We start from the raw sequence: 25885 nt of genomic DNA, 5'->3' as shown, positions 1-25885 counted from the left end.
TTATGGCCTTGACCGCTGTCGACGCCGCGCGTTTCCCGCTATGATGAGCGGCTGACGTAGAGGAGAACGCATGGTCTGGATAATGCTGGCAACGCTTGCCGTGGTGTTTGTGGTGGGATTTCGGGTCCTGACCTCAGATTCACGTCGCGCAATTAAACGCCTGAGCGAGCGGCTGGGGATCACCCCGGTTCCTGTAGAATCGATGATCGATCAGTTCGGTAAAACGCCCGGCAATGAGTTTATCCGCTACCTTGAACGCCCGGACGAGGCGCATCTGCAAAACGCGGCGCAGGTGCTGCTGATCTGGCAGGTCTGCATTGTTAATGGCAGTGAAGAGAATTTGCTTGCCTGGCACCGTATGCTGCGTAAAGCCCGTCTGGCCGCGCCGATCACGGACGCGCAGGTCCGTCTGACGCTGGGTTTTATGCGTGAAATGGAGCCCGATCCGCAGGAGCTAAACGCCTTCCAGTTACGCTATAACCAGCTTTTCCTGCCGGAAGAGGGCGTGTTTTACCTGCATTAAGCCGTTTTCCCGCATAACACATTCTGTGCGTTAAGAATCTCCTCTCTATTTTCATTGAGGCGAGTGGCGGCATAGATATCTATGTTTAACCTTTTTGCCTCGGCGTCCGTGAGTTCACGGTAGCAAAGTCCTTCCTGATTAAAGGTGCATTTCGACTGAGGCAGTAGCGCAAATCCTTTCCCTCTTGCGATACGGCTTAGCATCACAAGGGTATCATCCGGCTCTTTTATCCGCTTCAGAGGCGTTTTCAGCGTATCAAAGTAGCTTTCGCATTTGTCGTAAAATGACGGGTTGGCACTTCTGGAAAACCAGAAAATGGGAAGATCGCTAATATCCTCCAGCGCGACTTTCTCTTTCAGGCTGGCAGGGTGTAAAGAGGGCATTGCGATGAGCAACGGTTCCTGGCAGACCCAGCGGTATTGAACAATGTCTTCATGACCCGTTCCTTTTTCACCGGTCAGCACCAGATCCAGCATGTTTTTAGACAAGCTTTGCAGCAGTTGGGCTGACGTCAGGTCCGGCGTTTCGACATCATCTCCCGCGTTCATTTTGTGAAGCTGGGTATTCACGGGTTCAATATATTCAAAATTAAGGGTCCGTGTGAGTCCAATACGCAGGCTCGTTTCAGAAGAGAGAGGATCTTCTTTTAGGTTACTGATGTCTTTGAGTATTTTTTCAGCCTGAACAACCAGCGCACGGCCTGCTTCTGTGAGGCTAACGTCATGCGTGTTGCGGCTGAACAACTGACGTTTCAGAACCGCTTCAAGGCATTTTATCTGACGCGTCAATGGCGGTTGAGTCATGCGTAGGCGTTCGGCAGCCTTACGGAAGTTCAGTTCATGTGCGACAGCGAGAAAGCATTGTAATTGTTTGATACTGGGCAGGTTATTGCTGATTAAATGTTCTGCTGTGGCCATACGTGGGTCCTGAATGCGAAAAGGTATTTCGTCTTTTTTCCATTTCGATATTACACGCTAAATGCTGGCAGTAAACCCATTTCAACAGTAATACCAAAAATATATTACAAATTTAACAATTCCAATTGTTTCCTATATTGATAAATTTCTACCCGAATCCTCACTCAATCAATATTCGGAGTAATTATGTCGTCTAAATATGTACTGGTATCACGCTTCCCGTTAAAAAATACTTTTACAGAGAAAGATTTTACCTCCTTAAAAAGCAATGAAAACGTTCGCTAGTTTTCCTGTGAAGAAAACGGTGTTAATGAACTGCTGGAACTGCGCGCTTTCAATGACATTAAAGAAATTGCGTGTGCTGAGAGTGAAATGGAATCCATGTTCCATCGTTTCTCTGCTGTTCTTTCTGCCGATATTCGTCGCGAACTGCTTAAGTTTGTTGAATCCCCAATCGATAATAAAAAGAGTTTACCCGAATCTAATTATATTCAGTTTCGTCACGTTGAGGTGCCCGCCCATAACTATCAATAGTATCGTCAGTGGCGCGATGAAACCACGCCGCATTTTTTGACGTTGATGAGACGCTAATAAATATTAAAAGCATGTTTGATTTCTATGACTTCTGGTGCAGGGAAAATAATCAAAACGATCGTCTTCAACGCTATATGTCTCGTTTTCGCGTCGACGTAAAAAACGGTGTGCCAAGGGAGACGCTGAACAGAGAGTATTATCGCCAGTTTAAAGGTGTGTCTTGTCGTTATCTGGAAGAAATGGGCGATGAATGGTTCAGGCGTAAGCCAGAAAACGAATTTTTTATTGAGAGTGCCGTTTCAGCACTTAAAAGCCATCAGAGACAGAACATGTACATCGTATTTATATCGGGCTCTATGCTTCCGATTCTGTCACCCATTGCGAAATATCTTGGGGTAACGGACATACTCTGTGCTCCGTTAATAATAAATGACGCAGGCGAGTTGACGGGGGAAATCGGCCTGCCCGAAACAATTGGAGCGGGTAAAAAAGACGCCCTGATGACGTTTTGCCGGGATAAGGAGATTAATCCAGCGGATTGTTATGCCTAAGGTGACGATCTTTCGGATATTCCAATGCTCGAAGCCATTGGGCATCCCGTCTGTGTGGGAGAGCATTCCGCGCTTACCCGATATGCAGCAGAAAAAAATTGGCACATTATTTAAACCATTATTGAGGTAAGTAGTATGACTTCAGAACTCTCTCCGCAAAATATGATGTTAAGGTCATGGCTTGCGTTATTCATTCTGGCTATTTCAACGTTTACTATTGTCACTACCGAACTGGCGCCGGTCGGATTATTAACGCCAATCGCAGAGGGATTACGGTCTTCGGAATCCGCGGTGGGCATGACCGTGTCGCTTTATGCCTGGGTGGGGGCGTTGAGTGCGCTGTTTGCCTCCGTCTTTTTAGGCAATGTGGCTAAGAAGCGGCTTTTACTCGTGCTCACCGTGGTGCTTCTGATCTCTAACGTCATGGCCGCGACGGTAAACACCTACGGAATGCTGCTTAGTGCCCGCGTGCTGGGCGCGCTTGCTCACGGTGCATTCTGGGCGATGATCGGCGCAACGGCGGTTGCCGTGGTTCCTGCCAGATATATTGGTGCGGCGACGTCAATCGTATTTGGTGGCGTTTCCGCAGCAAGCGTTTTTGGCGTACCGGTTTCCAACTACATTGGTATCCACTTCGGCTGGCGGCAGGCATTTTGGCTGATGGCCGCGCTGAGCGTAATTGCCTTTGTGGGTATTAGCGTGCTTGTTCCCCAGATCGCCAGCAAAAGCGCGCTTGGCCTGGATGCGCTTAAGGGTGTGCTGAAATCGTCTACCCTGTGGAAAATTTACTCAGCAACCCTGCTGGCTGTTACGGCGCACTTTGCCGCCTTTACGTACATTGAACCCTGGCTTCACACGCAGAGTTTACTGTCCACCGCCTTTATTCCCGCCGTGCTTTTTGTTTACGGCATCGCGGGTCTGGCCGGTAATTTCCTGACCGGCGTGATGATTGATAAGTATCTCAAGCTGACGGTTTCGCTGTCTGTACTGCTGATCTGTGCAGTGCTGCTGTTTCTGGGCCTGTCAGGTTCCTCGCTCTCTGCTGCGCTGATATTCACCAGCATGATTATCTGGGGCGTTGCCGTGTCAGGAATATTTGTCGGCTTCCAGACGTGGGTTTTACGTATGGCTGAAGATAAAGCCTTCCCGGCCTCCGCAATCTACGTTTCGTTTTTCAATACCGCCATTGGTATCGGCGCGTCGGTCGGTGCCTGGATGGTTTCATCATTTTCAATGCCGCTCCTGTATATCGTCGCCGGCACGGCTATCGGCCTGTCCGTTCTGCTTGTCGCGGTTATTCCTGCAACCTTGACCGCAAAACAATCCCGTATGGAGAAATCTTATGAGTCAAATTAATGACCGCACGCGCTATGGCAGAGAGATCATGGACCGTCTTGAAGCAGGGCTCGCGGATAAAGTCACCCGCCGCCTGAGCGAACTGGACCCGGGCCTGCCCGCCCTGATAACCGACTATGCGTTCGGGGATGTGGTGGGACGTCCGGGACTGGAACTCAAAACGCGCGAAATGCTGACTGTCGCCTCGCTTGTGACGCTGGGTAATGCTATGCCGCAGCTGGAACTGCACATGAGAGGCGCGCTCAACACCGGCGTGACGCCGGAAGAGCTGCTTGAAATTGTGATACAGATGGCGGTGTATGCCGGCGTTCCCGCCTGTATGAACGGTCTTACCGCCTACCGCGCGGCAATCGCTGCGACGGGTCATACGTTGCCGGGACTGAAAGGGAGTCATGCATGAGCGAGGTTGTCATTATTGCAGCCCGCCGCACGGCGACGGGCGCATTTCTGGGCGCGCTTGCTGAGCATTCCGCCGCTGACCTGGGAAGCCGGGTCATTCAGGCGCTCCTGAAAGAATCTGGCGTAGAGGCCAGTAATATCTCTCAGGTCATTATGGGTCAGGTTCTTACGGCGGGGCAATCGCGCTTTGCCGGATTTTGGTGACGCTGGTTCATGCCCTGGTCCGTAATGACGGCAAGTGTGGCGTCGCCGCGCTGTGCGTAGGCGGTGGGGAAGGCGTCGCGTTGAGCGTTTATCGCTAACGGCACGGCGTATCCGATATAAAAAAACCGGGAAAACCCGGTTTTTTTTATTTTCATGATGAGGTATCAGGCGTTCACGCCCTTCATACCTTCGGCAGAATAGCGATCGCCTTTAATTGCTATCCGGCGATGCAGGTTGTTCAATGATTCAATATCGCTCTTCTCAAGCTCAATGTTGGCAGCGTGCGCGTTCTCGGCCAGATAGCCGGTGTGCTTAGTGCCCGGGATGGGAACCAGCCGATCGTATTGCGCTAACAGCCAGGCAAGGGCAATCTGACCCGCGGTACAGCCGTATTTCGCCGCCAGCGGGTGGATGACATCGAGCAGCTGGCGATTATGATCGAGGCTGGACTGCATAAAGCGCTCGTTATTTTTACGGAAATCACCCTCTGCAAATTCGCTATTGTTCAGGTATTTTCCCGTCAGGAAGCCTCTGCCAAGAGGCGAGTAGGGCACCAGACCAATGCCTAACGCTTTCACGACCGGCAGAATGCTTTCCTCGATATCGCGTGTCCACAGAGAATATTCCGTTTGCAGCGCGGTGACCGGATGTACCGCATGGGCCCGTTGCAGCGTTGACGCCGACACTTCGCAAAGGCCTATGTGGTTGATCTTACCCTCTTTCACAAGGGTGCGCAGACAATCCATACTCTCTTCGACCGGGGTGGTGTTACTCAGTCTGTGTAGATAAAAGAGGTCGATTCGCTCCACGCCAAGCCGCTTGAGGGACTCATTACAGCAGCGGATGATATAGTCAGGCGTATTGTTGATGGTGCGGGCATAAGACTCGTCGGGAGAGCGATCGATGCCGCATTTCGTGGCTATTTTGAACTGCTCGCGAGTGCTTTTATCCAGCCCGGCAAGAAAATGACCGATTAGTCTTTCATTATGACCACGGCCATATAAATTTGCGGTATCAATAAACGTCACGTTCAGATCGATGAGGCTATGCAATACCCGCAGCGAGGCGTTGTCATCAGTCTGGCCATAAAATTCACTCAGACCCATGGCACCGTAGCCGACGGCACTGACGGTAAGATTTTGAGATAAATTACGTGTTTTCATAGTTTCTCCTTTTCAGACGCTATGATTGTTTCACCTCAAATGTGGATACTGAATTTTCATTTTCGTTATGCAGAAAAGGTATCAGTCGACGACGCGCTCTCTTCAGGCTCATTAAAAACGACAAAAGTTGTCAAATCGTTAAATCCGTCACACTTTTGATGATAAACTGCGCGACTTTTCCGCACGTTTTTATCTCAGGTGACGCCATGACAGAACACATTCAGCCCACACCCAGACCGCAGACCCTGGAGGTCACTCGCCCCAACTGGTCGGCGGTTTTCTCCGTGGCATTTTGCGTTGCCTGCCTGATTACCGTTGAGTTTCTGCCGGTGAGCCTGCTGACGCCGATGGCGCAGGATCTGGGCATTTCCGAAGGGGTGGCGGGGCAGTCTGTTACCGTGACTGCGTTTGTGGCGATGTTCGCGAGCCTGTTTATTACCCAGGTGATCGGCACCATCGACCGCCGTAAAGTGGTCATTCTGTTCAGCGTGCTGCTGACGCTCTCCTGCCTGCTGGTCTCTTTTGCCAATAACTTCACCCTGCTGCTGCTGGGTCGCGCCTGTCTGGGGCTGGGATTAGGCGGCTTCTGGGCGATGTCGGCCTCGCTCACCATGCGTCTGGTTCCCGCGCGCACCGTGCCGAAAGCCCTCTCCGTGATCTTTGGTGCTGTTTCGATTGCGCTGGTCATTGCTGCGCCGTTGGGCAGTTTCCTTGGCGGGATCATCGGCTGGCGTAACGTCTTTAACGCTGCCGCGGTGATGGGGGTGCTTTGCATTCTCTGGGTCTGGAAAGCGCTGCCGTCCTTACCGGGGGAAGCGGCACACCATAAACAGAATATGTTCAGCCTGCTGAAGCGCCCGGGCGTGCTGGCGGGGATGACCGCCATCTTTATGGCATTTGCCGGACAGTTTGCCTTCTTCACCTATATCCGCCCGGTATTCATGAACATGGCCGGGTTTGATGTGGATGGCCTGACGCTGGTGCTCCTGAGCTTCGGTATCGCCAGCTTTGTCGGTACCTCGCTGTCGTCCCCGTTCCTGAAGCGTTCCCTGAAAGTGGCGCTGGCGGGTGCGCCGCTGGTGCTGGCAATTAGCGCTGCGGTGCTGGTGCTGTGGGGCAGCGATAAGTGGGTTGCGTCGGCGATTGCGATCATCTGGGGCTTTGCTTTTGCGCTGGTGCCGGTGGGCTGGTCGACGTGGATCACCCGCTCGCTCGCCGATCAGGCGGAAAAAGCCGGGTCGATTCAGGTCGCGGTGATCCAGCTGGCGAACACCTGCGGTGCGGCGATCGGCGGCGTTGCGCTGGACCATTTGGGGCTGACGTCACCGCTGGTGATTTCCGGTACGCTGATGCTGCTGACCGCGCTGCTGGTGGCGGGGAAGGTTAAGGCGAAGTAATGCTTTTCTCCCTCTCCCGTGGGAGAGGGATGGGGGGAGGGCATCAGGCTATGCCGATGTCTGAACCCGTCTTCTCGAATCCATCGAAATCAGCACCACCGACGACACAATCAACAGCGTGCCCAGCCAGTCCGGCAGCGTAAACGCCACCCCAAGCAAAATCACCGACAGCAGGGCGCTGCTCAGCGGCTCGGCACAGCTCAGAATGCTCGCCTTCGGCCCGCCAATCATCTGCGCGCCTTTCAGATACAGGCTGAACGTCAGCGCTGTGCCAATCACCACCAGATAGAAAAACGCCAGCAGCAGGCTGCCATCAATCACGAAGGTGGTCCCGCGTCCGGCGTAGAACGGCGTCAGCACGACCCCCGCGATTAACATACTCCAGCCAACAATCGGCAGCGTGCCGTAGCGGGCGATAAGCGTCGACGGGTAGGTTGTATAAAACGCGGCGGCAAAGGCCGAGGCGATACCGAAGAACAGGGCGGCAGGGGAGATGGAGAGCGAGGTCGGATCGCCGTGGGTGACCAGCAGGAAGGTGCCGACAAGTGACGTCAAAATGGCGGATAAAACAAACACGCCGGGACGTTTTTTCCTCGCCAGCGCGAACCAGGCGACGATGATCGTTGGCGAGAGAAACTGCAGCACGGTGGCCGTCGCCGCGTTGGATTTTTCAATCGTCAGCAGGAAGGTGAGCTGGACGGTGAGCGCACCAACCAGCGAGAAAAACAGCAGGCTGAGGGCGTCTTTACGATGTTTGATGACTGAGAAAATCTTGTCGCCATGAACGAAGGAGAGGGTCAGCAAGATGACGCCGGTAAACAGCAGGCGAATCATCGTCAGGTAAGGGGACGAGATCTGGCTTTTCTCCATGATGTACTGTGCGCAAACCCCTGAGCTGCCCCATAAAACGGCGGCGATCAGAACGTTGAGCATTCCTTTACGTGTGGAACCCATGTTCTCCCCTGTTATGTTGGTTTTTGTGTAGCATAACATGGGTCTTGCCGGGTGCGGTGTGGCCTGATGCCCTCACCCCGGCCCTCTCCCACAGGGAGAGGGTGCAAACACGAAAAACGGCAACGTGCGTTGCCGTTTTGCTTTTACCTTGCTTAGAACCACGCTTCCCACATCGCGCCGACGTTGAAATCATCCAGCGTCTCATCTTTTGTACCGTTCACACGGGCGGTGCGTTCGTTATCCACTTTGCCGCCGGTCACGTAGAAGCGCAGCATTGGGCGGAACTCTGGCCCCATGGCGATAGACATGTTCTGCGACAGGGTCAGCTTCCAGCCTTTGTTATCACCGCCATTGTCGTAATCCACGTGCTGCCAGCCCGCTTCCAGCCAGGTGGAGTGAACGTCGTTCCACCAGTGCATCGGGCGCACGATGGCGTTGTAGTTCTTACGGTTGTCGGTTTTATCGCGGCTGTTGTCGTAGTCGTGGAAGGCGAGGATGTACTCCACCTGCGTGGCCTGGGTGAATTTGTACAGCCCTTCGAAGCTGGCGTAGACCGTGGTCAGATCCTCGGTTTTGTTGAATACGCTGTTATCCGCGTTATCAGAATAACGGGCAATCACCTTATTCACGCCGCTGTCGTTGGTGTGGCTCAGCACCACGCCGCCCTGCCAGGCCTTCAGACGCTCTTCACTCTCAATGGCTTTGGAGTCAAAACCGTAGTTCGCGTACAGCTCCAGATCCAGCGGGCCGACTTTCATGCCGTGGATTTTTGAGGTCGCAGCGTAGTTACCTTTGTCGCCCGTGCCGGAACCGCCGGTACAGGTAATGCGCGACGGGTTCGCCTCATCTTCCATCACTTCCGGACTACAGGATTCCACCGCGGCCACCGCGGCAACGTCAAACTGCACGCCGCCGATGTCGAAGTTCTTCACCCCGGCACCCTGGCCGTCGTGGTTCATCCAGAAGTAATCGTTGATACCCTGCTGTGGACGCTGGTGGAAGTCACGGCCGGCCCAGAAGTAGGCGTTCGGGTTGGAGGCCATAATGTTGGTCACACCGGCATAGGCTTTTTTCAGGTTAACCTCGTCGCCCCAGTGGTCGATCATCACGTTGATGTCCCAGATGGCACCGTTGTCGCCCTTGAAGGCTTTGGAGAGCTGGAATTCACCGCCGTTGCCTTCGTTACCCAGACGACCGATTGCGGATGCACCGTTATAGGAACCGTCTACCGCCACGTATTTCTGATCGGCTGCCTGGAAGTGCGCGCCGTAGCGGGCATAGCCGGTAAATTTAACCCCAAACGGAATCGCGAGGTCCGGTGATTGCGCCGCGCTTTGCGGTTCGGTGACCACGTCCGCTTTTTTCGCGACGGCGGCGTCCATTTTGGCCTGCCGTTCGGCCAGCGCTTTGTCTACCGCTTTCGCCACGATGGCGTCGATTTGCTCTTGCGTAAATTCTTGTGCGAGTACAGAAATTGGGCAAAGCGCGGCGACAACCGCCATGGTTAATGGAAGTTTTTTAATATAATTCATGGTTATCTCAATATAGTTTAATTTTATTCAGACAATAACCATCCCGCTCCGATCTGACAGAGTTTGTCGCTATCATCAGAACAAGTGGATTTCTATTTTAGGTACAGAGTGATTACATTAACGTTTTTTCGCCATACATTATCTCTGATATAAATGGATTATTTCTTCGGATAATTCACGTGCCAGCAGGGAATTCATTAAATGATCCTGCGCGTGAACCATTATTAAGGTCATCGGCTGGCGGGCTTCGCCCGCATCCTGTTCGATCAGTTTGGTCTGCATTTTGTGCGCCTGGCGCGCGTAGCCATCGGCTTCGCGCAGCAGGCTTTTGGCTTCGTCAAGGTTGCCCTGACGCGCCGCGTGCAGGGCTTCAAAGCACAGGCTACGCGACTGACCGGCGTTGACGATAATTTCCATTACGGCTTCTTCTAATGCGATCATTACACTGACTCTCTGTCAAAACTGTTATTTAATGCGGTGGCGGCAAACCACTCGCCGCTTTTCTTGATGGTGCGCTGCTGGGTAGTTAAATCGAGCTGGATAAATCCGTAGCGATTTTTATACGCATTACACCACGACCAGTTATCAATAAAGGTCCACATATGGTAGCCAAGACACTGGCACCCTTCGCTAATACCTTTATGCAGCCAGGCCAAATGTTCGGAAATAAAATCGATGCGGTATTGATCGTTTATCTGACCATTCTCAATAAAGCGCTGTTCATTTTCGACACCCATACCGTTCTCAGAAATAAAACAGGGTGGGTTACCGTAATTGTCGCGCAGGTTAATCAGAATATCGTAAATACCCGGCTCATAAATTTCCCAGCCACGGTATGGATTCATCTTGCGGCCAGGCATTTCGTAATTATCAAAGAACCACTCCGGCATAAACGGTGCCTGTGGGTTCACCGCACTGTCACGGCATTTCACGCGACGCGGCTGATAATAGTTAATGCCGAGCAGGTCGATTTTTCCTTCCGCAATCAGGAAACTGTCTTCCGGTTTGCAGGCGGGGAGCTGATCGTAAGATTTCAGCAACGCCACCAGATCCGCCGGGTATTCACCGCGCAGGACGGGGTCAAGGAAGCTGCGGTTAAACATCAGGTCCGCAATGTGTGCCGCTTTGACGTCAGCCGGGTTTTGCGAGCGCGGATAGGACGGCGTCAGGTTCAGTACGATACCGATCTCCCCGGCGTAGTGCCCGGCACGGTAAGCGCGTACCGCCTGCGCATGCGCCAGCACGGTGTGATACGCCACGGTGGCCGCACGACGAAAATCCACCACGTTGGGATAGTGGAAATCGTACAGATAGCCGCCTTCCACCGGCACAATCGGCTCGTTGAAGGTAAACCAGTGCAGCACGCGATCGCCAAACAGATCGAAGCAAATCTGCGCATAACGGGCGTAAGCGTCCACCACGTTGCGGTTTTCCCAGCCGCCAATCTCCTGCATCGCCATCGGCATGTCGAAGTGGAACAGGGTGATAAACGGGGTAATACCCTGTTCAATCAGCTCATCAATGACCTGATGATAAAAATCGACCGCTTCCGGGTTCACTTCACCGATACCGTCGGGGATCAGGCGCGCCCAGCTAATCGAGGTGCGAAAGCTGTTGTGGTTCAGCTGCTTTAACAGCTGAATGTCCGTTTTCCAGTGTTGATAAAACGTGGAGGTGTGCTGCGGTCCCACGCCATTATGAAAACGGTTCGGCTCGCGGGCAAACCAGTAATCCCAGGTGGTTTCACCCTCTCGTGTCCCTTCGGTCTGGAGGGCGGAGCTTGCGCTGCCCCACCAGAAATTATCGGGAAATGCGTATTTCATGACCTTTCCTCTTTGACTTAATGACTTGCTGTTTCAGCGGCACCGACGGTTGCCTGGGCTTTCTGCTCTTCGTTTTTCATCAACGTACGCTCGTAAGCACGCAGGAACGGCAGGTACATCAGCGCTGACATCACCATACACACCAGACACATCACCACCGGGCTCAACGCCCAGTTTGCCGCCCACGATGCGCCAATAGGGGCCGGGGTCGTCCACGGGGTTAACGACACCACCTGTGCCAGCCAGCCCATTTTGGTGGCGCCGTACGCCAGGCAGGCGTTCACCAGCGGAACAAACACGAACGGGATAAACAGCATCGGGTTCATGATGATTGGCGCGCCGAACAGAATCGGTTCGTTGATGTTAAAGAAGCTGGGCACAACGCCCATTTTGCCGATGGTGCGCAGGTGTGTGACGCGGCTGCGCAGCAGCAGGAAGGCCAGCGGAAGCGTGGAGCCGACGCCGCCAATCAGCAGGTAGTGGTCCCAGAAACCCTGCAGGTAAACGTGTGGCAGCGCCGCGCCAGCCGCCAGTGCCGCCTGGTTTGCGGACAGGTTGGCCATCCAGAACGGGTTCATGATGCCGGTGACAATCAGCGAGCCGTGGATACCGGCAAACCAGAAGATCTGGCACAGCAGCACGGAGAGCAGAATGGCAGGCAGGGAGTCAGATGCAGAGACCAGCGGTTCCAGCAGGTGCATAATCGCCTGCGGGATAATCATCCCGGTTTGTGCTTCGATAAACAGGTTCAGCGGGTGCAGGGTACCGATCACCACCATGACCGGGATCAGGATCTCAAACGAACGCGCCACACCGGTCGGCACTTCTTTCGGCAGACGGATGGTCACGTTGTTCTGCTTCAGCCACGCATACACGCGGGTGGAGTAGATGGCGGTAATCAGCGCGGTGAAAATCCCCTGGCCGGAGAGGTACTGGGTCGAGATCTTGCCGTCGGCATACGGAGCCGCCACCAGCAGGAAGGCCATAAAGGCCAGCAGACCGGACATCACCGGATCGAGGTTAAACTGACGCCCCAGGCTTGCACCAATCCCCACCGAAATGAAGAACGTCATCACGCCCATGCTGAGGTTGAACGGCAGCATCAGCTGTTCACGGTAAGTCTGGGAGAAATCCAGCCAGCCGCGGGCAAAGCTGTTTGTCGTATCCGCGGAGAAGGGCGGGAAGATGAACACCAGCATAAACGAGCCGATGATCATAAACGGCAGCGCGGCGGTAAAGCCGTCGCGGATGGCAATCACATACTTTTGCTGGCCGAGCTTCGCGGCCAGCGGGGTAATTGACTGCTCAATAACCGCGACCATTGATTGATATAACGAACTCATGTGAACACCTTTTAGTGTGCCGCTTCGATGAGCGACAGAGCATAGTCCAGTACTTTATCGCCACGTTGCATACCGTAATCCATCATGTCGATGGGTTGGACCGGGATGCCCTTTGTAGCCGCCTTGTCTGAGAGTGTCTGTAACATGTACTTCACCTGGGGTCCGAGAAGGACAACCTGGTACTGCGGAAACTGCGTATCAAATTCGGAAACGCCATACGCGTCTATTTTTACCGGCAACCCGCGCTCTTTCGCGACATCGACCATTTTGCTGACCAGCAGGCTGGTGGACATCCCGGCAGAGCAACACAGCATAATCTTGAACATCGACAACCATCCTCTAAATGTAAAAAGTTATTGCGAGGATGATTGGACATTATACGGAAACCGGTTTCCATTTATAAAAGACAGAAGTGTGACAACCATCAAGATCCACTACTTATGACGCTAATTAACCAGATGCATGTCACATAATTTGCGCGTTTTGACATCATTTTGAGTTGAAATGGAAAATCGGTTTCCATGAAAAACGGAAAAGGATATACTCCATTCTGGCTATAATATGAGCCGTAGCGGTGATGGAATTTGCAGGTGCGAAGTAAGCCTGCCAGGGGAAAGAGATGTCGACAATCAATGATGTATCACGTCTTGCCGGGGTGTCTAAAGCCACGGTATCGCGAGTGTTGAGTGGGTCGCGTGGCGTAAAGGAAGCCAGCCGCCAGGCCGTTTTAAAAGCGGTTGATGAACTGAACTACCGGCCCAATGTAATTGCGCAGTCGCTGCTGAGCCAGTCGACGGGGTGTATTGGGGTGATTTGCGCGCAGGAGAATATTAACCAGACCACCGGTTATCTTTACGCGCTGGAAAAGCACCTCAGCCAGCATCAAAAACATCTGCTGTTGCGCTTCGCGCATACCAAAGCGGAAGTGATGCACGCCCTGGAAGAACTTTCCTGTGGGTTATGTGATGACATCCTGGTGATTGGCGCGCGTTTCCCGCTGGACGTCGAGATGGACAATGTCATTCTCGTTGACTGTATGGAGTCCGATAATTCCAACAGCATCCAGTTCGATCACGCCTTTGCCGCCGAAACCGCCTGTAACTATCTGACCAGCCAGGGGCGACGCCAGATAGCCCTGATCCATCCGCAAGGCAGCGGTTTCGCCGACCAGGTGTTGCTGGGCTATAAACACGCGCTGGAGAAAAATTTCCTGCCCTTTAATCGCAACCTCGTCTTTATGGATGCCACCTCCTCATCCGTTGCGCTGCAGGAGTTGCTTAACAATGCGAGCACGCTGAATTTTAACGCGCTGCTGGTGGCGGACGAACAGGAAGCTCAGCGGGTGATCCCGCAGCTGCAGGCATTTAATAAATCCGTGCCGGACGACATTATGGTCTTTAGCCTTGCCGGATCGCTGCATCTGCCGGGTATCCCGGTGATCCCGGCCATTGAATACTCGATGGATGCTATGGCGGCACGTATTGTGGGCTGGCTGACGGAGAAAACGCAGATGCTCGGGTCCTATGTTCTGCGCGGGGATTTGATTATTCCGGATGTACGAAAGCGCTAAAAAAAAGCGTGAAGCCCGGCTTCACGCTTAATAATCTTCCATACAATCCACCTGACTGACCGCGTCCCAGTAAGCATCCAGATTGTCGCGCTTCACGGCCGTGATGGCGTTTTTGATCAACAGTTGATTGGCCTCAGACGACAAAATCATCGCCTGCCAGGCTTTATCGCTCTGCTTTTTCTGGGGCGTACAGGCCTTCTTCACATCTTTAAGGATCTGCTGCTTTATCTGGGCCTCTTTCACGGGATCGTCTTTTTCCTGGGCATGGACAAACGCGGCGAAGAGCAGACAAACGAGCAGGCAAACCAGGTGTGCAGCTTTCATCAAAATCCCCTTTAGACGTCACAGGCTTCCCATGAAATATATCGTTACATTCAGTGTAGCGACGCCAGCCGAAAGTATGAATTTTTGTCTTCCTGCGTATGAGAATCCTGCACCTGCACCTGCACCTGCACCTGCACCTGCACCTGGACCGGCGGTTATTGAATCCCTCCCCCCAGCGACTGCCACAGCGTAATACGGTTTTCAAAGTCGGTCTGCTGCAGGGCAATCAATGATGCCCGTGCCGACCACAGGGCGCGCTGCGCGGTGAGAACGGTCAGGTAATCACCCGCACCCACCTGATAGCTGCGCGTTGCCACATCCAGCGTTTTTTGCTCTGCCGCCACGTATTCACGTTGCGCGTCAAGCTCTTCACTCAGGGTTTCGCGGCGCGCCAGCGCATCGGCTACATCTTTGAACGCGCTCTGGATGGTTTTCTCATAGGTGGCAATCAGCCCTTTTTTCTCCGCTTCGGCATAGCGCAGTTGCGCCATGTTATTGCCGCCGCTGAACAGCGGCAGGGAGATGGACGGTGCGAACGACCAGACCTTCATGCCGTGGCTGAACAATGACGAGAGCGAATCGCTGCCGACCCCGGCGCTGGTGGTAAGCGACATCGTCGGGAAGAAGTTGGCGCGCGCAGCACCGATGTTGGCATTCGCGCTCAACAGGTTATGTTCAGCCTCCTGAATATCCGGGCGACGCAGTAGCGTGGCGGAGCTAACGCCCGCCGGGATCAGGGTGATGGCGTTATCGCTCAGGCTCTCCAGCGTACCGGGTAGCAGGTTTTCCGGTACCGTCTCGCCCGCCAGCAAATTCAGGGCGTTTTTGTCCTGCATCACCAGCGTCTGATAGCTGGCGACGCTGGCGCGGGCCTGCTGATAAACCGCCATTGCTTCGCTGACATCCGTTGCGGCGGCGACCCCGACGTCCTGCTGACGCTGCACAATCTTGAGCGAGTTCGCTGCGCTCTCCTGAGTGGATTTTGCCAGCGCCAGATTGCTGTTATCTGCCGCCAGAGTAATCCAGGCGGTGGTCAGCTCGCTGACCATTGTCAGGCGCGTGTTCTGCGCCGTGAACTCGCTGGCAAGCCAGGTTTCACGCGCGGCGCGCGAGAGGCTCTGGTTACGACCAAACAGATCCAGCTCGAAGCTGGAGACGGCGCCGTTAGCCTCATCGCTGGTGCTCACGCCGCTGGCCAGCGTGCGGCTGCGGGTATGGCTCAGGCTGGCATCCACCGACGGGAACAGAGACGAGCGCGTCTCACCATACTGGGCGCGGGCGGCGTCGATATCAGCAATCGCTTTTTGCACATCGCGGTTGCCGGTGAGTGCCATTGTTACCACCTTGTTCAGGCGGTGATCGTTCATCACCTGCTGCCACTGGCTGACCACGGCGGTGGCTTCGCCGTGGGCGCCCGGCAACGTGGCCGGGACGGGCGCGTCAGGACGCTGATAGGTAGGGTCTAACGAAACACAGCCTGCGCTCAGCAGCGCTAACACTAAAACAGATACACGAAACATTATGACCTCCGGTTTGCGTGCTTACCGGAGAAGAGACGTTTCACCAGTACGAAGAATAATGGAACAAAGAAGATGGCCAGCAGCGTTGCCGCGAGCGTCCCGCCGATGATGCCGGTCCCAATCGCCACGCGGCTGTTGGCGCCTGCACCGGTGGCGACGGCCAGCGGTGTTACCCCGGCGATAAACGCCAGCGACGTCATGATGATCGGACGCAGTCGCGTCTGAGCCGCACGCAGCGCGGCACGCGTCAGGGAGTAACCTTCCGCGACTTTCGCCTCCGCAAACTCAACGATCAAAATGGCGTTTTTTGACGACAGGCCGATGGTGGTCAGCAGCGCTACCTGGAAATAGACGTCGTTGCTCAGCCCGCGCAGCGAGGCGGCCAGCGCCGCGCCCAGCACCCCAAGCGGGATCACCAGAATGACTGAAATCGGCACCGACCAGCTCTCATACAGCGCGGCCAGGCACAGGAATACCACCAGGATGGAGAGGGCATACAAGCTCATCGCCTGACCGCTCGCCAGTTTCTCCTGTAACGACAACCCGCTCCACGCCCAGGTTGTGCCGGCCGGCAGGTTGTTCGCCAGCTGTTCCATCCGGGTCATCGCCGTACCGGAGCTGGCACCACTGGCGTTCTCGCCCTGAATTTCATAGGCCGCCGAGCCGTTGTAGCGCACCAGACTCTCCGGGCCATACTCCCAGCGCGTAGTGGCGAAAGCGGAGAACGGTGTCATGGTGCTGTCGCTGCCGCGTACGTACCATTTGTTGAGATCGGAAGGCACGGCGCGGTAATCGCTGTCTCCCTGGATGTAGACCTTTTTCACGCGGCCCCGATCGATAAAGTCATTCACGTAGGTTCCGCCCCAGGCGCTGGAGAGGGTATCGGTGACGTCGCTCAGGGAAAGCCCCAGCGATACGGCTTTGTTGTTGTCGATATCCACCTGCAGCTGCGGCATCTGCGGCAAATCATTGGCGCGAACGGCATGCAGGGAGGTGTCCTGATTCGCCTGGCCGATTAGCTGATTACGCATCTTCAGCAACGTGTCGCGATCGGTGCTGCCGCTGGCCATGAGCTCGAAGGTAAAACCGTTGCTCTGGCCGAGGCCGTCTACGGCCGGGGGCGTCATGGCAAAGACGGTGGCATCGCGAAGGGAGCCGAGTTCCTGAGTGGCGCGCAGGGCAATCGCCTGAGCGGTGTTCTCATCGCCTTTACGCTCGGACCAGTTTTTCAGGGAGACAAACGCCATCCCGGCATTCTGGCCGCTGCCGCTAAAGCTAAAGCCCTCGACCGTAAAAATCACATCGGTGTTGGCTTTCTCTTTAGTGAGGAACCATTCGCGAACCTGACGACTGATCTCCGCGGTACGTACCGCTGTCGCACCGGCAGGCAGGGTGTACTGCACCATGATTTCACCCTGGTCCTCCGTGGGCAGGAAGCTGCCGGGCAGCTTCAGCATTGCCACGGCCATCGCGCCACAGAGCAGGGTGTAGACCACCAGCATGCCCGCGGAGCGGCGCAGCGCGCGCAGGACTTTATTCTGGTAGCCATGCTCGGTCTTACTGTAGAAGCGGTTAAACGCGCCGAAAAACCCTTTTTTGTGAGGAGGCGTATGGCGCAGTATCGAGCCGCAGAGCGCGGGTGTCAGGGTCAGCGCCACCACCACCGAGAGGATCATCGCTGAGATAATGGTGACCGAAAACTGGCGGTAGATGACGCCGGTTGAGCCGCCGAAGAAGGCCATCGGCAGAAACACGGCGGAAAGCACCAGCGCAATGGCGACCAGCGCACCGGAAATTTCGCCCATCGATTTTTCGGTGGCTTCGCGGGCGGGCAGACCTTCATCGCGCATAATGCGCTCGACGTTTTCCACTACCACGATGGCGTCATCGACCAGCAGACCTATCGCCAGCACCATCGCAAACAGCGTCAGGGTATTAATGGAATAACCGAACAGCGCCAGCACGCCAAAGGTGCCCAACAGAACTACCGGCACCGCCAGCGCGGGGATGAGCGTGGCGCGAATGTTCTGCAGAAACAGATACATCACCACCACCACGAGGATAATGGCCTCAAACAGCGTCTGAATCACATCTTCCACCGAGATCTTAATGAACTCGGTGCTGTCTTTCGGATAGGCCACATCATAGCCTTCCGGCATTGCCCGTTTGAATTCGGCAATTTTATCTTTCACCGCGGTGGCGGTATTGAGCGCATTTGCGCCCGGCGAGAGCATCACCGCCATACCGGCTGCCGGGTGACCATTCAGCCTGGCGGTAGCCGTGTAATCCTCGCTGCCCATCTCCACGCGCGCCACGTCGCCGATACGCACCACTGCGCCGCTGGACTGGCTCTTAACGATGATATTTTTAAACTGATCGACCGTCTGCAGGCGCGACTGGGCACGCACGGTGGCGGTCAACTGCTGGGTACCGGACGCGGGTAACGCGCCGATTTTACCGGCGGAAACCTGCACGTTCTGCGCTTCAATAGCGCTCTGAACGTCGGATGGCATCAGCGAGTACGACGCCAGCTTTGCCGGGTCAAGCCAGATGCGCATGGCGTATTCCGCACCAAACACCTGCAGGCTGCCGACGCCCTCTACGCGTGCCAGCGGATCCTGCATATTACTCACCAGCCAGTCGGCGATATCCGAACTGCTGGCATGGTCGGTTTTATCGTACACGCCCATGATCAGCAGGAAGTTACTCTGCGATTTTTGCACCGTAATGCCGGCCTGCTGTACCTCGGTCGGCAAGCGCGACTCGGCCTGCTGAACCTTGTTCTGCACCTGAACCTGCGCGGTATCCGGGTCGGTTCCCTGTTCGAACGTGACGGTGATGCTTACCGAGCCGTCCGAACTGCTGGTGGAGGTAAAATAGAGCAGGTTATCCAGCCCGGTCAGCTGTTGCTCAATGACCTGGGTGACGCTGTTTTCCAGAGTCTGTGCCGACGCGCCAGTATAGGTGGCAGAGATTTTTATCGACGGCGGAGCGACGTCGGGATACTGCGCGACGGGCAGGGTACGGATCGCCAGCACCCCGGCGAGCATAATCAGAATAGCAATCACCCAGGCAAAAACCGGGCGACGCACGAAGAAGCGGGAAAACATCAGGCGTTTCCTCCCGCGGTTTTCATCTCTTCGGCGTTAACTTGCTGACCGGCGGTCACTTTATCGGTGCCTTCCACAATCAGCTTATCGCCAGCCTTCAGTCCACTCAGCACCAGCCATTTGTCGCCGTAGGTGTCACCCGTTTCCAGCTGACGTTGTTCCACCTTATTGCCGGCCCCCACCACCAGCGCGGTGGCGTTGCCTTTGGCATCACGGGTAATTCCCTGCTGCGGGGCGAGGATGGCCTCGCTCATTACCCCTTCATCCACTCTGGCGCGAACAAACATCCCGGGCAGAAGCTGATGCTGCGGGTTGGGGAAGACGGCGCGCAGTGTGACCGACCCGGTGGATTCGTCCACTGCCACTTCAGTCAGGGCCAGACGGCCTTTTTCCTGATAGGTGCTGCCATCTTCAAGGATCAACGATACGCTCAATGTCTCGCTGTTGCTGGCAAGCGTTTGTTTGCGTAATCGCAGAAGATCGGCGCTGGAGCGGGTTAAATCGACGTACATATTGTCCAGACCGCGAATGGTGGCGAGCGCGGTCTCTTGCTGGGCAGTGACCAGTGCGCCGGGGGTGACCGAAGAGATGCCAATACGTCCGGCAATCGGGGCGGTCACCGTGGTCCAGTTGAGGTTAATGCGCGCGCTTTCCTGGGCTGCTTTTTTCGACTCCACGCTGGCCTTGTCCTGCGCGCAGGTGGACTTTGCATCTTCGGCATCCTGACGCGATACGCCGTCGTCTTTCACCAGATGTGTATAGCGTTGAGCTTTCTGGCAATCGGCCTGCACCAGCGCCTGCGCCTGTTTCAGGGCCGCGGCGGCTTCATCGTAGGCGGCGCGGTAGCTGGAGGGGTCAATTTGATACAGCGCCTGTCCGGCTTGCACGGTATCGCCTTCGGTAAAGAGCCGTTTCTGAATAATGCCGCCCACCTGAGGACGCACTTCCGCGCTCATGGCGGCCGTGGTGCGTCCGGTCAGTTCACTGACCACGGAAACGGGTTGGCTCAGGAGCGTAACAATCCCCACTTGCGGGAGGGGATGTTGAGGAGCAGATGTTTGTGCATTATCGCACCCCGTCAGGAGGAATAATGCTGCGATGGAGGTTGTTATGGCTTTCATAATTTTTTCCAGGGTGAACGATGCCTGCCCTGTTAATGGCTTAACAAGGAAGGGGGCTATTTAAAGGCACAGCGATACCGCATCTCCGGCAGAGCCGGAAATGTTAATAAGGGAATAACGTCTTCCCGCTAATTATTCACATGCGATTACTTCGCAGAGAAAAGCATATTTAAAATATTTTGATAAAGAGGCTCTAATTGTTCAGAGGGTACGTTTAAGGGGGTGAGTCGGCGGTAAATAGACCCCTCAATCATTACCGCAGTAATCTCCACGCAGCAGCGAATATGATCATCACTCAGGTGGGGAAACTGTTTTTTCAGGTGTGCGCAGGCATTAGCAAACATCCGCTTTTCCGCTTCGACCAGCATGGCCGCCACCTGGGGATTACGCGTGGCTTCAGCCGACATCTCAAGCATCAGCGCATCGTCATCTTCATTCAGGGTCTGTCGCCAGGCGAGCGCCTGAGGCATCCCCTCGACCAGCGTTTTACCCTGAATCTCTTCGATGCGTGAGTCGATGATACGGCGAATCATCTCTTCAATAATCGCATCTTTGTTACTGAAATAACGGTAGATTTGCCCGACGCTGAGCTTTGCCTCACTGGCGATCTGCGACATGCTGGCCGCATGAAAACCGCTGGCGCGAAAGCACTGACGCGCGGCAGCGATGATGTCGTCCTGACGCTGTTTTTGGCGTTCTTCCAGTTTTGTGCTCATCGTCGGTTACCCTATAAAAGTGAGAATGATCGTTCTCATTATACGTTTCAGGTGCGTATTGGAAAGACTTTTTTTAAGTACTTATTGAATGAATATTTCAATGTTTAAAGAATGGAGAAAAAAAGGAGTTTTGATGAAGGAAAGGCTGTGCAATATTAAGATTGCACAGAAAATAAGGAGAAAAATATGCATCTGAGCACGACGGATAACGTCACACACGATGAAAAAGAAGAATTATTAACAGGGCTTCGCGCCTACAACGGACAATTTTTAGATCTCTCAAACTTTAGCGGCGACATTGGCGTTTATGTGCGAGACGATAAGGGCGTGATGCTGGGCGGGTTAATTGGCGTGCGCAAAGGCGACTGGCTAAACATCGATTTTCTGTGGGTCAGCGACACCGAGCGGGGATCGGGCGTCGGCAGCCAGCTTATCAAAACGGCAGAAGACGAAGCCCGACGCAAAGGCTGCACCCATGCGCTGGTGGATACGGTCAGCTTCCAGGCACGTCCATTCTATGAAAAGCAGGGCTATCAGCTGCAGATGTCGTTGCCGGATTACCCGTACCCGGGTATGCAAAGGCATTATCTGACCAAATCCCTTTAACCACCTATGCCGTTGCCCATCACGGCCAGCGCATGACGCACAATGATCTCTGGCGAGAGGGCGTGTAGCCTCTCGTCGTTGCGCATTCTTGAGAACGGCACCAGCACCAGGCTTAGCAGCGTGGTGAACAGCAGTTCTGGCGCGAGTGCCCGGTTCAGTTGCCCTTCCTGCTGCCAGCGTTTAAGGGTGGCGAGCGTTGCCTGGTATTTGTCGTCACCAAACCGCGCGTGCAGATGCGTGCGCAGTACAGGCATCTCCCCGATGACCTCCTGCATCCACAGCGGGGCAAACCAGCGGTGCTGCTCCGCCAGCTCGGCCAGTACCTTCACCATTTGCGTTAATGCGTTGACCGGCGAGTCGGGGTTTTCGGCGAAAATTGCGCCGATCCGATTACGTAAGGGCAGGAAGCGCTCCTCAATCATCGCGTCGAGCAATTGTTCTCGTGAATTGAAGTAGTAATGCAGCATCGCTGGCGTTACGCCCGCTTCTTTGGCGATGGCGTTCAGCGAGGTTTGAGCGATCCCCTGGCGGGAAAAGAGGCTCAACGCAATATCCAGCAGCTGTTCGCGGCTGGCGGTTGCCCGCTTTCCGCCGCGTGGTCGACCGGGGCGGCGCGGTTCAGAATTGTCCTTATGTGCTGGCATAGTCGCAGGATCTCTTGATCTTATTCATCACTTACTTAAATATTAATTATCTAGTTAATTAATTTCAAGCGATCTCTTATGGAGTCCGACGTAATGACTCAACCTGCGCAAAACGCGCCGTCGATAAAGCTGCTGTTCAGCGCGCTGCTGCTGGTGATGCTGCTTTCGGCGCTGGACCAGACGATTGTTTCCACGGCGTTGCCCACCATCGTTGGGGAACTGGGTGGCCTGGATAAGCTCTCCTGGGTGGTGACGGCCTATATCCTCAGCTCGACCATTGTGGTGCCGCTGTACGGAAAATTCGGCGATCTGTTTGGGCGTAAAATCGTCCTTCAAATCGCTATTGTGCTGTTTCTGGCGGGGTCGGTGCTCTGCGGTCTGGCGCAAAACATGACCCAGCTGGTGCTGATGCGCGGCCTGCAGGGGCTGGGCGGTGGCGGTCTGATGGTCATCAGTATGGCCGCTGTGGCGGACGTTATTCCGCCTGCGGAGCGTGGCCGCTATCAGGGGCTGTTTGGCGGCGTATTTGGTCTGGCGACGGTGATCGGGCCGCTTATCGGCGGGTTTATCGTGCAGCATGCCTCCTGGCGCTGGATTTTTTATATCAATCTGCCGCTCGGTCTCTTTGCCCTGCTGGTGATAGGCGCGGTGTTCCACGGCAGCGCACGGCGCAACAAGCACGAAATTGATTATCTGGGGGCGATTTACCTCAGCATGGCGCTGCTGTGTATCATCCTGTTTACCACTGAAGGCGGGACGATACGCCAGTGGAACGACCCGCAGCTGTGGTGCATTCTGGCCTTTGGCCTGACGGGTATCGCCGGGTTTATCTATGAGGAGCGTCTGGCCTGGGAGCCAATCATTCCGCTCTCGCTGTTCCGCGATCGCAGCTTTCTGCTCTGCAGCCTGATTGGCTTTATTATCGGGATGTCGCTCTTTGGCTCGGTCACCTTCCTGCCGCTCTATCTGCAGGTTGTGAAAGACGCCACGCCGACTCAGGCCGGTCTGCAGCTGATCCCGCTGATGGGCGGACTGCTGCTAACCTCGATCATCAGCGGGCGGATTATCAGCCGTACCGGAAAATACCGTCTGTTCCCGATCGCCGGTACGCTGCTTGGCGTGGTGGGCATGGTGCTGCTGACGCGCATCTCGATCCACTCGCCGACCTGGCAGCTGTACATTTTTACCGGCGTGCTGGGGATGGGTCTGGGGCTGGTCATGCAGGTACTGGTGCTGGCCGTGCAAAACAGCGTCTCTGCCGATCAATACGGGGTGGCGACTTCCGGGGTCACGCTGTTTCGTTCCATTGGCGGGGCCATCGGCGTCGCGCTGTTTGGCGCGGTCTTCACCCACGTTTTGCAATCGGGTCTAATGGACCGTTTACCGCAAGGGGCGGAGTTACCGCATGAGCTCAATCCTGCGGCCATTCACCGGCTGCCAGAGGCCCTGCGGCTCGATTACCTTGATGCGTTTGGCTCAGCCATTCACGCGGTGTTCCTGCTGGCGGCAAGCATTATGGTGCTGGCGTTTGTACTGTCGTGGTTTTTACGTGAAACGCCGTTACGCCGTGCGGGCATGCTCAGGTCGGATCAATAGCGCCCCCGCACATATAACTTATCCGTCTTATTGATGCTTTTTCGTTTTTTAGCCAGCCGTACCGTTGTCGATATAGTCACTGAAACGTTTATCAAAAGGATATGTCTCGTGAAACTTCGATTGGGTGCTCTGGTTCTCGCGGGCCTGCTGCTGGCAGGTTGCGATCAAGGCGGCAGCGATGCCAAACACATCAAAGTCGGCGTGATTAACGGCGCTGAGCAGGATGTCGCGGAAGTCGCTAAAAAAGTGGCGAAAGAGAAATACGGTCTGGATGTGGAACTGGTGGGGTTCAGCGGCTCGCTGTTGCCCAATGATGCCACCAGTCAGGGCGATCTTGATGCCAATGTCTTCCAGCATCGCCCGTTCCTGGCAGAAGATAATAAGGCGCATCACTACAAGCTGGTTGCTGTGGCGAACACCTTTGTTTTCCCGATGGCCGGCTACTCCCGCAAGATCAAATCCGTGTCTGAGCTGAAGGACGGCGCGACCATCGCCATTCCAAACGATCCGACCAACCTTGGCCGCGCACTGCTGCTGTTGCAAAAAGAGAAGCTGATTACCCTGAAGCCGGACGTTGGCCTGCTGCCGACGGCGCTGGATATCACCGCCAATCCGAAGCATTTGAACATTATGGAGCTGGAAGGGGCGCAACTGCCGCGCGTGCTGGATGATCCGAAAGTGGATGTTGCCATTATCAGCACCACCTATCTCCAGCAAACCGGGCTGTCGCCGGTGCATGACAGCGTGTTTATTGAAGATAAAAACTCGCCGTATGTGAACATCGTGGTGACGCGGGAAGACAACAAAGACGCGGAAAACGTGAAGGAATTTATCCAGTCGTATCAGTCGCCGGAAGTGGCGAAGGCCGCAGAGACCCTCTTTAACGGTGGCGCGGTGCCGGGCTGGTAGTCAGGACAAAGGCGTATAACAGGGTGTTATACGCCTTACCGGGTTATTTCAGGTTGGCTTTAAAGAACGAGGCCAGTTTTGCAAACGGGATCAGATCCGTGCGGTCATACAGGTCAACGTGGCCTGCATTCGGCACGATATACAGCTCTTTCGGTTCACCGGCGCGTTTATAGGCATCTTCGCTAAACTCTTTCGAATGCGCTTTATCACCCGTGATAAACAGCATCGGACGCGGTGAAATGGTTTCGATATCGTTGAACGGATAGAAGTTCATAAACTTACCGATGCTGCTCATCATCGGTTTCGTCGTCAGCGCCTCTTTCTCGCCCTGTGGCGTGTACCCGCCGCGTTCGGTGCGATAAAAATCGAAGAACTCACGCTGGATAGCCGGCGTAGAATCATCCAGCTTATTTACCGTCCCGGGAATGTAGGCTGTCTCTGCACCCTGATACTCTTTCAGACGCTGCTCAGCGGCAGAGGCAATCATCGCTTTACGCTGTTCAACCGTCACGGAATGGTTGAGGCCGTTGCGGAAGGCGGAGCCCATGTCATACATGCTGACGGTGGCGATCGCTTTCATGCGCGGGTCAATTTTCGCCGCGCTAATAACGAAGCTGCCGCTGCCGCAAATGCCCAGTGCACCGATGCGCTGTGGATCGACAAAAGACTGAGTGCTCAGATAATCCACGGCCGCGCTGAAATCATCGGAATAGATTTCTGGTGAGATCAGATGCCCCGGTTTACCTTCGCTTTCCCCCCAGAATGAGAGATCAATCGCCAGGGTGACAAAGCCCTGTTCCGCGAGCTTTTGCGCATAGAGACTGGCGCTTTGCTCTTTCACCGCGCCCATCGGATGGCCGACCACGATCGCCGGCAGTCTGGCGTTTTTATCCGCCTCTTTTGGCCGATACAGATTGCCGACGACGTTCATCTGATACTGGTTTTTAAAGGTCACCTTCTGCTGCGTAACCTTATCGCTTTTATAGAAATTATCTGCGCCCCGGGACATATCGGCAGCGCTGGCGGCGAAGGCGCTGACTAACAGCCCGAGCGCCATGGTGAATCTTCTCATG

General features: G+C 54.9%; 23 protein-coding genes and 3 pseudogenes. 11 read left to right on the top strand and 15 right to left on the bottom strand.

The window, feature by feature from the left end:
* Positions 1 to 70: 70 nt before the first annotated feature.
* On the top strand, positions 71 to 523 hold the full coding sequence (locus F8561_RS05285; RefSeq protein WP_020882731.1) for a DUF1198 domain-containing protein: 453 nt from the start codon (positions 71 to 73) through the stop codon (positions 521 to 523).
* On the opposite strand, the gene F8561_RS05280 is transcribed toward F8561_RS05285, so the two are convergent.
* Entirely contained in the window at positions 520 to 1440 is a 921-nt protein-coding gene (locus F8561_RS05280; protein ID WP_020882730.1) for a LysR family transcriptional regulator, read from the bottom strand. The two genes, F8561_RS05285 and F8561_RS05280, sit on opposite strands and share 4 nt — an antisense overlap.
* A 572-nt stretch (positions 1441 to 2012) precedes the next feature.
* Between F8561_RS05280 and F8561_RS05275 the strand changes: the two are divergent.
* From F8561_RS05275 to F8561_RS05250, 5 genes and pseudogenes are all read left to right on the top strand, one after another.
* Positions 2013 to 2525 (top strand): annotated as a pseudogene (locus F8561_RS05275) (HAD family hydrolase); the annotation flags it as partial.
* 135 nt (positions 2526 to 2660) lie between these two features.
* On the top strand, positions 2661 to 3881 hold the full coding sequence (locus F8561_RS05265) for an MFS transporter (RefSeq protein WP_014167998.1): 1221 nt from the start codon (positions 2661 to 2663) through the stop codon (positions 3879 to 3881).
* Positions 3868 to 4281, top strand: a complete 414-nt coding sequence (locus F8561_RS05260) for a carboxymuconolactone decarboxylase family protein (RefSeq protein ID WP_014167999.1) — start codon at positions 3868 to 3870, stop codon at positions 4279 to 4281. Before F8561_RS05265 ends, F8561_RS05260 begins: the two co-directional genes overlap by 14 nt.
* Positions 4278 to 4457, top strand: a pseudogene (locus F8561_RS05255) (acetyl-CoA acetyltransferase); the annotation flags it as partial. The gene F8561_RS05260 and the pseudogene F8561_RS05255, both read left to right, overlap by 4 nt.
* Positions 4451 to 4582, top strand: a pseudogene (locus F8561_RS05250) (acetyl-CoA C-acetyltransferase); the annotation flags it as partial. The pseudogenes F8561_RS05255 and F8561_RS05250, both read left to right, overlap by 7 nt.
* Positions 4583 to 4648: 66 nt before the next feature.
* On the opposite strand, the gene F8561_RS05245 reads toward F8561_RS05250, so the two are convergent.
* Positions 4649 to 5647, bottom strand: a complete 999-nt coding sequence (locus F8561_RS05245) for an aldo/keto reductase (protein WP_047742718.1) — start codon at positions 5645 to 5647, stop codon at positions 4649 to 4651.
* A gap of 206 nt (positions 5648 to 5853) precedes the next feature.
* On the opposite strand from F8561_RS05245, the gene nepI reads away from it, so the two are divergent.
* Positions 5854 to 7044, top strand: coding sequence for a purine ribonucleoside efflux pump NepI (nepI, locus tag F8561_RS05240; RefSeq protein ID WP_151887221.1), 1191 nt, complete (start codon positions 5854 to 5856; stop codon positions 7042 to 7044).
* A gap of 48 nt (positions 7045 to 7092) precedes the next feature.
* Here the strand turns inward: nepI and F8561_RS05235 are convergent, their stop codons facing one another.
* The 6 genes from F8561_RS05235 to F8561_RS05210 all read right to left on the bottom strand — a co-directional run bounded on the left by F8561_RS05235 (position 7093) and on the right by F8561_RS05210 (position 13022).
* Positions 7093 to 7998: a DMT family transporter gene (locus F8561_RS05235; protein ID WP_020882723.1), complete on the bottom strand. Its 906-nt coding sequence runs from the start codon at positions 7996 to 7998 to the stop codon at positions 7093 to 7095.
* A 152-nt stretch (positions 7999 to 8150) separates the two neighbouring features.
* Positions 8151 to 9530 carry a carbohydrate porin gene (locus F8561_RS05230; RefSeq protein ID WP_014168005.1) on the bottom strand — a complete coding sequence of 460 codons (1380 nt, stop codon included), beginning with the start codon at positions 9528 to 9530 and terminating at the stop codon, positions 8151 to 8153.
* Between the two features lie 138 nt (positions 9531 to 9668).
* On the bottom strand, positions 9669 to 9971 hold the full coding sequence (locus tag F8561_RS05225) for a PTS lactose/cellobiose transporter subunit IIA (RefSeq protein WP_014168006.1): 303 nt from the start codon (positions 9969 to 9971) through the stop codon (positions 9669 to 9671).
* Positions 9971 to 11353 carry a glycoside hydrolase family 1 protein gene (locus tag F8561_RS05220; RefSeq protein ID WP_151887220.1) on the bottom strand — a complete coding sequence of 461 codons (1383 nt, stop codon included), beginning with the start codon at positions 11351 to 11353 and terminating at the stop codon, positions 9971 to 9973. The genes F8561_RS05225 and F8561_RS05220 overlap by 1 nt, the downstream gene beginning before the upstream one ends.
* A gap of 17 nt (positions 11354 to 11370) precedes the next feature.
* Entirely contained in the window at positions 11371 to 12696 is a 1326-nt protein-coding gene (locus F8561_RS05215) for a PTS cellobiose transporter subunit IIC (RefSeq protein ID WP_014168008.1), read from the bottom strand.
* A gap of 11 nt (positions 12697 to 12707) precedes the next feature.
* Positions 12708 to 13022, bottom strand: a complete 315-nt coding sequence (locus F8561_RS05210; RefSeq protein ID WP_014830072.1) for a PTS sugar transporter subunit IIB — start codon at positions 13020 to 13022, stop codon at positions 12708 to 12710.
* Between the two features lie 293 nt (positions 13023 to 13315).
* Between F8561_RS05210 and F8561_RS05205 the strand changes: the two genes are divergently transcribed.
* Positions 13316 to 14266 (top strand): LacI family DNA-binding transcriptional regulator, encoded by a 951-nt coding sequence (locus F8561_RS05205; RefSeq protein WP_014168010.1) that lies wholly within the window; start codon positions 13316 to 13318, stop codon positions 14264 to 14266.
* Positions 14267 to 14293: 27 nt separating this feature from the next.
* On the opposite strand, the gene F8561_RS05200 is transcribed toward F8561_RS05205, so the two are convergent.
* The 5 genes from F8561_RS05200 to F8561_RS05180 all read right to left on the bottom strand — a co-directional run bounded on the left by F8561_RS05200 (position 14294) and on the right by F8561_RS05180 (position 21057).
* On the bottom strand, positions 14294 to 14590 hold the full coding sequence (locus F8561_RS05200) for a YicS family protein (protein WP_020882719.1): 297 nt from the start codon (positions 14588 to 14590) through the stop codon (positions 14294 to 14296).
* Between the two features lie 155 nt (positions 14591 to 14745).
* Positions 14746 to 16110, bottom strand: a complete 1365-nt coding sequence (locus tag F8561_RS05195) for an efflux transporter outer membrane subunit (RefSeq protein ID WP_151887219.1) — start codon at positions 16108 to 16110, stop codon at positions 14746 to 14748.
* On the bottom strand, positions 16110 to 19220 hold the full coding sequence (locus tag F8561_RS05190; RefSeq protein ID WP_151887218.1) for an efflux RND transporter permease subunit: 3111 nt from the start codon (positions 19218 to 19220) through the stop codon (positions 16110 to 16112). The genes F8561_RS05195 and F8561_RS05190 overlap by 1 nt, the downstream gene beginning before the upstream one ends.
* Positions 19220 to 20341 (bottom strand): efflux RND transporter periplasmic adaptor subunit, encoded by a 1122-nt coding sequence (locus F8561_RS05185; protein ID WP_151887217.1) that lies wholly within the window; start codon positions 20339 to 20341, stop codon positions 19220 to 19222. Before F8561_RS05185 ends, F8561_RS05190 begins: the two co-directional genes overlap by 1 nt.
* Before the next feature lie 146 nt (positions 20342 to 20487).
* The gene (locus F8561_RS05180; protein ID WP_014168015.1) at positions 20488 to 21057 is read right to left on the bottom strand and encodes a TetR/AcrR family transcriptional regulator; all 570 of its coding nucleotides are present in this window, start codon (positions 21055 to 21057) and stop codon (positions 20488 to 20490) included.
* Between the two features lie 186 nt (positions 21058 to 21243).
* Here F8561_RS05180 and F8561_RS05175 point away from each other — a divergent pair, with 186 nt between their 5' ends.
* Positions 21244 to 21663: a GNAT family N-acetyltransferase gene (locus F8561_RS05175; protein ID WP_047355957.1), complete on the top strand. Its 420-nt coding sequence runs from the start codon at positions 21244 to 21246 to the stop codon at positions 21661 to 21663.
* Here F8561_RS05175 and F8561_RS05170 read toward each other — a convergent pair.
* On the bottom strand, positions 21660 to 22307 hold the full coding sequence (locus tag F8561_RS05170) for a TetR/AcrR family transcriptional regulator (RefSeq protein ID WP_025206509.1): 648 nt from the start codon (positions 22305 to 22307) through the stop codon (positions 21660 to 21662). The genes F8561_RS05175 and F8561_RS05170 overlap by 4 nt on opposite strands.
* Before the next feature lie 78 nt (positions 22308 to 22385).
* Between F8561_RS05170 and F8561_RS05165 the strand changes: the two genes are divergently transcribed.
* The gene (locus tag F8561_RS05165) at positions 22386 to 23903 is read left to right on the top strand and encodes an MDR family MFS transporter (protein WP_014168018.1); all 1518 of its coding nucleotides are present in this window, start codon (positions 22386 to 22388) and stop codon (positions 23901 to 23903) included.
* Between the two features lie 108 nt (positions 23904 to 24011).
* Complete coding sequence (gene nlpA, locus F8561_RS05160) at positions 24012 to 24812, top strand: lipoprotein NlpA (protein ID WP_020882712.1); 801 nt, start codon at positions 24012 to 24014, stop codon at positions 24810 to 24812.
* A gap of 43 nt (positions 24813 to 24855) precedes the next feature.
* Here the strand turns inward: nlpA and F8561_RS05155 are convergent, their stop codons facing one another.
* Positions 24856 to 25884, bottom strand: coding sequence for an alpha/beta hydrolase (locus tag F8561_RS05155; protein ID WP_025206508.1), 1029 nt, complete (start codon positions 25882 to 25884; stop codon positions 24856 to 24858).
* Position 25885: the final 1 nt, after the last annotated feature.

This window comes from Enterobacter sp. 198 (genome assembly GCF_009025585.1).
Classification (GTDB): domain Bacteria; phylum Pseudomonadota; class Gammaproteobacteria; order Enterobacterales; family Enterobacteriaceae; genus Enterobacter; species Enterobacter ludwigii.
This window is presented reverse-complemented; position numbering and strand designations above follow the sequence as displayed.

Coding starts and splice junctions, on each gene's coding strand:
- F8561_RS05175 (WP_047355957.1), top strand. CDS start 21,244: ATGCATCTGAGCACGACGGATAACGTCACACACGATGAAAAAGAAGAA.
- F8561_RS05165 (WP_014168018.1), top strand. CDS start 22,386: ATGGAGTCCGACGTAATGACTCAACCTGCGCAAAACGCGCCGTCGATA.
- F8561_RS05180 (WP_014168015.1), bottom strand. CDS start 21,057: ATGAGCACAAAACTGGAAGAACGCCAAAAACAGCGTCAGGACGACATC.
- nepI (WP_151887221.1), top strand. CDS start 5,854: ATGACAGAACACATTCAGCCCACACCCAGACCGCAGACCCTGGAGGTC.
- F8561_RS05205 (WP_014168010.1), top strand. CDS start 13,316: ATGTCGACAATCAATGATGTATCACGTCTTGCCGGGGTGTCTAAAGCC.
- F8561_RS05235 (WP_020882723.1), bottom strand. CDS start 7,998: ATGGGTTCCACACGTAAAGGAATGCTCAACGTTCTGATCGCCGCCGTT.
- F8561_RS05170 (WP_025206509.1), bottom strand. CDS start 22,307: ATGCCAGCACATAAGGACAATTCTGAACCGCGCCGCCCCGGTCGACCA.
- F8561_RS05155 (WP_025206508.1), bottom strand. CDS start 25,884: ATGAGAAGATTCACCATGGCGCTCGGGCTGTTAGTCAGCGCCTTCGCC.
- F8561_RS05185 (WP_151887217.1), bottom strand. CDS start 20,341: ATGAAAGCCATAACAACCTCCATCGCAGCATTATTCCTCCTGACGGGG.
- F8561_RS05210 (WP_014830072.1), bottom strand. CDS start 13,022: ATGTTCAAGATTATGCTGTGTTGCTCTGCCGGGATGTCCACCAGCCTG.
- F8561_RS05225 (WP_014168006.1), bottom strand. CDS start 9,971: ATGATCGCATTAGAAGAAGCCGTAATGGAAATTATCGTCAACGCCGGT.
- F8561_RS05230 (WP_014168005.1), bottom strand. CDS start 9,530: ATGAATTATATTAAAAAACTTCCATTAACCATGGCGGTTGTCGCCGCG.
- F8561_RS05285 (WP_020882731.1), top strand. CDS start 71: ATGGTCTGGATAATGCTGGCAACGCTTGCCGTGGTGTTTGTGGTGGGA.
- F8561_RS05245 (WP_047742718.1), bottom strand. CDS start 5,647: ATGAAAACACGTAATTTATCTCAAAATCTTACCGTCAGTGCCGTCGGC.
- F8561_RS05220 (WP_151887220.1), bottom strand. CDS start 11,353: ATGAAATACGCATTTCCCGATAATTTCTGGTGGGGCAGCGCAAGCTCC.
- F8561_RS05265 (WP_014167998.1), top strand. CDS start 2,661: ATGACTTCAGAACTCTCTCCGCAAAATATGATGTTAAGGTCATGGCTT.
- F8561_RS05215 (WP_014168008.1), bottom strand. CDS start 12,696: ATGAGTTCGTTATATCAATCAATGGTCGCGGTTATTGAGCAGTCAATT.
- F8561_RS05190 (WP_151887218.1), bottom strand. CDS start 19,220: ATGTTTTCCCGCTTCTTCGTGCGTCGCCCGGTTTTTGCCTGGGTGATT.
- F8561_RS05200 (WP_020882719.1), bottom strand. CDS start 14,590: ATGAAAGCTGCACACCTGGTTTGCCTGCTCGTTTGTCTGCTCTTCGCC.
- F8561_RS05260 (WP_014167999.1), top strand. CDS start 3,868: ATGAGTCAAATTAATGACCGCACGCGCTATGGCAGAGAGATCATGGAC.
- F8561_RS05280 (WP_020882730.1), bottom strand. CDS start 1,440: ATGGCCACAGCAGAACATTTAATCAGCAATAACCTGCCCAGTATCAAA.
- F8561_RS05195 (WP_151887219.1), bottom strand. CDS start 16,110: ATGTTTCGTGTATCTGTTTTAGTGTTAGCGCTGCTGAGCGCAGGCTGT.